This is a genomic window from Microvirgula aerodenitrificans DSM 15089 (assembly GCF_000620105.1).
Classification (GTDB): domain Bacteria; phylum Pseudomonadota; class Gammaproteobacteria; order Burkholderiales; family Aquaspirillaceae; genus Microvirgula; species Microvirgula aerodenitrificans.
Genome location: NZ_JHVK01000047.1, coordinates 1 through 6,251 on the forward strand (window position 1 = coordinate 1; position 6,251 = coordinate 6,251).

A 6,251-nucleotide genomic window follows, 5' to 3' on the forward strand; every position below is an offset into this window, starting at 1 on the left:
TCGTCCAGCACGTCATGGAAGAACAGGCGGGCTTCGTCAGCAGAGATCGGACGCCGACTCAGCGCCTTGATCTGACCAATAAACGCCTCCCAGCCGGACAGACCAATGCCGAGCGCTTCCTTGACCTGACGCGGATCGAACACGGTCGAGTGCGGGACCTTGACCGCACCGCTGCGCTCACCCACTGCCATCTGCAGCGTGTTGTTGCACACGACCCGGACCGAGGTGAACTGAGCGGTGGTGCACAAAGTGCCATCGCAACTGGTTGCCAGCAGCAGATAGGCTTTGACCCGATCACCCCCTTTGAGCACGGTCTCCTGTCCGGTACGTGCCAGTGCCCACAGCTTGCGCCCGCCTTTCAGCACCCCGGCGGTTTCCAGCTCGAAGCCGCCGGCCGAGACCAGGTCGTTATAGAAGTGCAGCACATCCTGCGGTTGCACCACCTTGTAGCGTTTGGACACCACTGACAACGGCGCCAGGGTGTCGGAGCGGTACAGCACCTTGCTGTCCGGATAAGGGCGCAACAGCGGCTCGCCGCCCGCGATTTCAAACAGCACATCGCTGTGCTCGATGGTCCAGTCCATGCCGGCTTCACGTTGCCAGACATCCAGCGGTTGCTGGGCGGACAGTGGATTGCCGAGGCCGTGCCAGGGGACTTGGCCGACGTAGGCCATGGTTTCGATGAGATGAGACATATCAGACTCCCGGAAAAATGCCCTGGTGGTGAGCCAGGGCGGGTGGCAGAGGGCAGTGACGGGGTGTCTCTGCCTGTTACCGGGTGGGTGATATGTGGGTGAAAAATCTTTGGATGAACAGCCTACAGGTGGTGCGATGGGACCGCTGACGGCGGTCTGTATGTTGGAGATCGTTGCATGGTGCGTTTCTTCATGACCGTTTCTTGGCCGAAGCGGCCAGCCAAAGCAGCCACCGATGAAGTCCGTTCAAGGCTAACCGCCGAATTTCACCAGTGCCGGCTTTATGGTACCTCTGCTATTCAATCCATCATGTAAATGACCATCTGTCCGGCATCGGTCTTCCTCTTCGGCTCTGTCCGGTAGCCCAGTTCCGATCCTGAATTTCAGCCTTTAACTTAAGAGGCAGGCTTGCATAGACCGAAGAAGGCGACGCCCTCATATGCTTGCGGTAAAGTTACCGGCCTGTATATTTATACGGCATGCGTTCCTGTGTGACGCTCAGCTGCTGCCTCGCCTTGTTGTCGGGCGGGGACAGTGCTGTCCTATGCTGCATGCGTCTATCGGATGTCGTGCACGTTCGGAACGGGATACAGAATGCGCGCTCAATCTGAGGAGATCAAAACAAAAACCATGGACATCATCCATGATAAGGCGCCGCGGGAAACTGTTGGTCGGGACACCATGATGCGGTTCCGGATGCAGTTTCAAGCAGCTGCATTCGCAGCGCTCGAAATTCTGAGCGGCAAGGAGGTCGATCGCATCTACTGCGACTACCATGACGATTTTGTCGTGCGCAGAACCGTTGCTGGTGTAGTCGAGTTCCACTTCTTTCAGGTTAAGACCAAAGGCAAGGCCAACCAGCAATGGGACATTAATGAGGTCTTTGCTCTGAAGAAGACGGGGACGCTCAACACGGCAGAGAAGTTGGAGGCGATTCGAAGCAGCATCGCTGGCAAGCTTTTCTTGCATACGATTGAGTTTGGCGACCAGTGTCGGCAGGTCACAGTCCTCAGCAACGTGCACTTCAAAGACGAAGTGCATAACCTTGTCACGGACCTAGCTGCTGGTACGTCCAGCAAGAAGTACGCCCGTCAGCTCATCGAGAAGTTCGCGGCCATCGTTTCGCCCGACGTATCACTGTCACTTGAGCAGGTTGAAGCTGCTCGAAGAAAGCTGTCCCTGCTGCCCAATGTTCAGTACATCGGGGACACCCTTGAAGCCTTCGGTGTTGCTGCGCATAGCGCCATCTGGAAACACTCCGAGATCGATCTGCATCAGCACGAGGTTGAGCGGATCGCCAGAAGCCTGGTGATGCTTGTCGAGGAGAAGTCCTGTGCCCCGATTAGTGGTCTGTCCAAGACGGGCATCGATTTGGCGACTGGCGTCGGTTTGGAGGACTTGCTTCGGGTTCTGAGCATCTCTACCCAAGTCTATCTGACGCTATTGGAAGGCGGAGACTCCGCGGCAATCAAGACCGCGTCAATCCTCCAGCGGAAGCTGAAGGAAGCTGGTACCTCTGACGCCATGATTGAGTGGGCCTCTCGTGCGAAGGTCTCCTGGGACGTCTGGATGAGAAATGCACGCCATACTTTTCCCGACTTCACCTTGAACGTGCTGCTCGAGGAAATCGATAAGAAGTGCAAGACTTGGCTGCTGGGGGGGGGGCTCCTCGCAGACTTGGAGAAATGTATCCAAGAGCTCTTGGAATCCCCCGCTGGGAAGCAGTTCCCGGCGCTCGACATTGACCTGCTGTTCGGCGCGCTTTGTGCCGCCATCGTTAGGAGGGCAACGCGATGAGCTCCACCGAGTTCTTCAGTGAAGCCAAGCGTCTCAGCCTCAAGCTGAACCTTTCTGGCGAAGGACCTTCGCCGATGCACACGCTAGACAACGAGGCTCTGTTCCAGCTGCCGCTGCTGGCCATGACAATTTTGGCAATCTCGAAGGGGCACTCAAAGCCTGAGCTGCCTGAGATTGGTCAACTGGTTGGAGAGTGCCTGGAGCGGACCGTGGCTGGCTTCAAGGGCTCGTCGCAGGACATTGGTTGGTCCGGCAACCTACGCATTAAGACCATCAAAGCCTTAACGTTCTTGGAGTCGACCGGGTACGTCACTATCGACAAAGTGACACGCAAAATCTCAGCTACCAACCTCGGTAAGAGGGTCTATACAGGCGCTGTTGAAGGAGAGAGTCTTCTGGCTCACTCCATGAGAACCATTGAGCTCAGCTACCAGTACATCAGGGATGAGGCTCGAGTCAGAGGGGAAGTGAATTGAGGCTGAAGTCACTGCAGGTCGAACCCCTGGGAGAAGGAGGATGGGAAAGCCCGCTCCTGGAGTTTGGGCATCGGACTACGATGCTCTTCGCAGCGAACGGCAGTGGGAAGTCGCCTATTGTGCGTATGCTTGCTTCCGCACTGGGGTTTCCCAACAACTTCCGAGCGGAAATTCTTGAGAGATGCAACGCCGTCGTTTTGCATGCCGAATCGGACGGAAAGCCACTCACTATCCGTCGTGCTCTTGGGGAGAAGAACGAGCTCTTCTATGCCACGATTGACTTCGATGGTGAGCAAACTGAGTACCATACGGAGGCATCCTTCTCGGCCGCGCTTTTCCAACTGCTTGGGCTGAGGCCACCACGACTGGTGTCGACCAAAGGAGGGGAGACGAAGCCCTATATCGCTACCCTGCTGCCCCTCTTCTACTTGATCCAGGGCCACGGGTACTCGGCTGCCTATCGTGCCCCTAGCTCGTTCATCACGGACCAGTTCGCGGAGATGGTGAGGTTCGCTTTCGGCCTGAATCCCAAGCACTCGTTCGAGGTCAAAAAGTCGCTCATCGAAGAGAAGAGTGCTCTGGAGGCGCAGACCCGCATGATCGTCGCTGCGCAGCGTGTGCTCGAGTACCAGAGTCGCGGTGTAGATGACAGCGATGCAAACCAGGCCGCGCTGCAACGGAGCTGTGAGAATCTGACACAGCAGATCGACGGACTTCGAGTATCTGTGGACGCTAAAGGCACCGCGAGCTCGGCATTGATAGAGCTCCTGCGCCGGAAGGACGTACAAATCCGAGCGCGCCAGCTAGAGCTTTTCGAACTACGGAATCGCGTCGCAGGCATCGAAACTATCCGCGCGGAGATTGACGGCGAAGTCAAGACTCTCAGCTTGAACGAAGAGGCTCGCGGTGTGTTTACGTCGTTCCAAGAAATCTGCAGTGCCCCTAACTGTCGGCTGTTTCTCGGAAGCGCCGAGTCGTACGGAAAAAACCTGCTGTACCTCAAGGATCAAATCAAGGACCTTGAACGGAACAGTCAACGTGCTGAAATTCGTGTTGAGCAGTTGGAGGAGCGGCTTGAGGAGCTAGGTACGGAGCGCCAGACACTCGTCGAAAACCTCGGGGCCCCCAGTACTTCCGGTGTTGACCAGTTAGTGACAGCCGTGCAGGACCTGACTAAAGAACTTGTCGGCGCTCAGGGCGAACTGACCCGAATCTCTGGGCTGAAGGAAGAGCGCTCGAAACTCTTCAAACTGGAGCGAGAAAGGGACCGGATTCAGGACCGTATTGAAGGGCTCACGAACACAGGAAGGGCTGACCACGCGTTCAACGACCTCCGACGGAAATTGCGAGAGCTGACCGTTAAATGGATGGACATGTTGGATACGACCAGCGTGTCGAGGAACGTAGACATCGACTTGAACCTGCGTTTCACCTTCGGGGGAGAAACCCTCGAGACCATTGGCAGCGGTGGTACCAGTAGCACCACTGGTCGGCTAGTCCTCGCCATTCACGCAGCGCTGTTGGAGGCCTACCTTGCCGACAAAACTCGTCCGTTCCGATTCCTGATTTTGGATACGCCGAAGCAGGACGAGCTCCACACGGCTGACTTGGCAAGTTACCTGACAGAGCTCGAGAAGATGTGCGAGGCGAACGATGCGCAGCTTCTCTTCTCCTCCACTGAGTACGACCATCCAACTGCGAAGCAGGACAAGCGTTGGCTTCCGAAGTACCGCGGGCCGGAAAAGCCGATGTATCTCGGGAAGAAGACCGACCTGTTACCCAACAGTGAGATTGGACCCGCCCCTGACGACTGGGCTTGAGGTCTGGAGTTCGGTGAGGAACCAATGGGCGGTGATGTCCACGGTGGAGATTGTGAAGGTGCTAGCGTGGTCTGCGGCGGTGCTGATGATTACCTTGGAGCTCCGTGCTCGAATCTCGGAGCCTTGAGACCATCACGACTACGCGGAATCAGCTTGCCTATTGAGTGGAAAACCTCGCAAAGTCCTTCGGGTCCTATGTTGGCGTCCTAATCGCCCAGAGACGGTCGGCGCGCCGAACCGCCTCTTTCAGAAGGGCGAGAGTTTTGTTATCAATCAGGATGTGGTTGCGAGCGGGAAGAGTCTGGCTAAGCACACGTACGATGGAGCATGCAGGCCATCAACTCCTGCTGCAACCAAACGCATGCTGCCCATCCCCGTAGCCCTTGGTCTCTGCCTTGCAGAGGTAGCTGGCCCGATGAAAGAACGCTTCCAGCCCCTCTGTATCGCCCCTACGCAGTCGATACGTTGAGTTGTCAGGCACATGGACCAGTCCCGTCACATCTTCATCGGGAAGTCTGAGGGCGCTGGCCCAGGCGGACTGAATACGGCTGTAGGTGTTCTCCTGGCCAGAGCCGATGCGCCCAAAGGAGAAGTAGGCATCCTGGTTGAGAAAGAGCACGCAGTGGTAGTGCGGCTTCCCGGTAAGGCCAAGCTCCCGGGCCCATACGTAGCGGACACTGGTGTGATGGACCTTGCCATAGCTCTGATGGGACCGTTCCCGGTCATTAGCAATCTTCGCTTTCAGTGAGTCAATGAAACGTGGCATCACTTGATTGGTGAACTCCCAAAGGGGGAAGAGCTCTTCCTCCGGGAGCCGAAGATCAAACCGCAAGGCAAGGGTCCTTGGGTGCTCGTCCAAGGCACGCAGTAATGTGTCATGGAGCCGGCCTAGGTACTCCTGAATGAACGGAGCATGCCTGCTCATGACAGGGAGCCCACAAAAGCTGTCTGCGTGATGCAAGTGAAGGTTTGTGTTGACGCCATGGCGCCGTGCTTTGGTAGAGGGAGGCATTTCGAGATCATCCTGTTGGTCGATGCATAGACACAGCAGGAGATGTATTTTTTTACTCCCCAGGAGAAGGGACTCAGGGTGGAAGGTCTCTTGCAGTCATCCATGTTTCCCATGGGATTGACCAGGCAAGGCGTTCTTGTGGCACTGGACTTGCCCCCGTACCTCAAGACACCCGTTCCCTCCTCAGGCCATGCTCACGCATGACCCGGTAGCCCCGCTTCTGACCGCCTTCACTGTAAGCGCCCGGGCAACCCATCTTGAGGCCATGTTCAGTCCTGCTTAGTGTCCACCTCTTTTTGGTGGACACCATGCCGAAGACCGAACTCCCCACGTTGCGCCAGCGACGCTCTTATCCCAAACCCCTCAAGGCGCAGATCGTTGCCGAGTGTGCCCAGCCCGGCGCCTCGATTGCCGCGGTAGCGCTGTCACACGGTGTCAACGCCAATCTGCT

Annotated in this window: 6 protein-coding genes; 4 read left to right on the forward strand and 2 right to left on the reverse strand. The window is 56.8% G+C overall.

What is annotated here, in order from left to right:
- A partial coding sequence (locus Q352_RS0117830; RefSeq protein ID WP_028500490.1) for a DUF932 domain-containing protein occupies positions 1-695 on the reverse strand: 695 nt, incomplete at its 3' end.
- Positions 696-1,325: 630 nt separating this feature from the next.
- On the opposite strand from Q352_RS0117830, the gene Q352_RS0117835 reads away from it, so the two are divergent.
- From Q352_RS0117835 to Q352_RS0117845, 3 genes are all read left to right on the forward strand, one after another.
- Complete coding sequence (locus Q352_RS0117835; protein WP_028500491.1) at positions 1,326-2,492, forward strand: dsDNA nuclease domain-containing protein; 1,167 nt, start codon at positions 1,326-1,328, stop codon at positions 2,490-2,492.
- Positions 2,489-2,968, forward strand: a complete 480-nt coding sequence (locus Q352_RS0117840) for a hypothetical protein (RefSeq protein ID WP_028500492.1) — start codon at positions 2,489-2,491, stop codon at positions 2,966-2,968. Before Q352_RS0117835 ends, Q352_RS0117840 begins: the two co-directional genes overlap by 4 nt.
- Positions 2,969-3,048: 80 nt before the next feature.
- Positions 3,049-4,788, forward strand: coding sequence for a hypothetical protein (locus Q352_RS0117845; RefSeq protein ID WP_028500493.1), 1,740 nt, complete (start codon positions 3,049-3,051; stop codon positions 4,786-4,788).
- Between the two features lie 337 nt (positions 4,789-5,125).
- Here Q352_RS0117845 and Q352_RS0117855 read toward each other — a convergent pair whose 3' ends face one another.
- The gene (locus Q352_RS0117855; RefSeq protein ID WP_028500494.1) at positions 5,126-5,800 is read right to left on the reverse strand and encodes an inovirus Gp2 family protein; all 675 of its coding nucleotides are present in this window, start codon (positions 5,798-5,800) and stop codon (positions 5,126-5,128) included.
- A 308-nt stretch (positions 5,801-6,108) separates the two neighbouring features.
- Between Q352_RS0117855 and Q352_RS24500 the strand changes: the two genes are divergently transcribed.
- A partial coding sequence (locus tag Q352_RS24500) for a transposase (protein WP_156952603.1) occupies positions 6,109-6,251 on the forward strand: 143 nt, incomplete at its 3' end.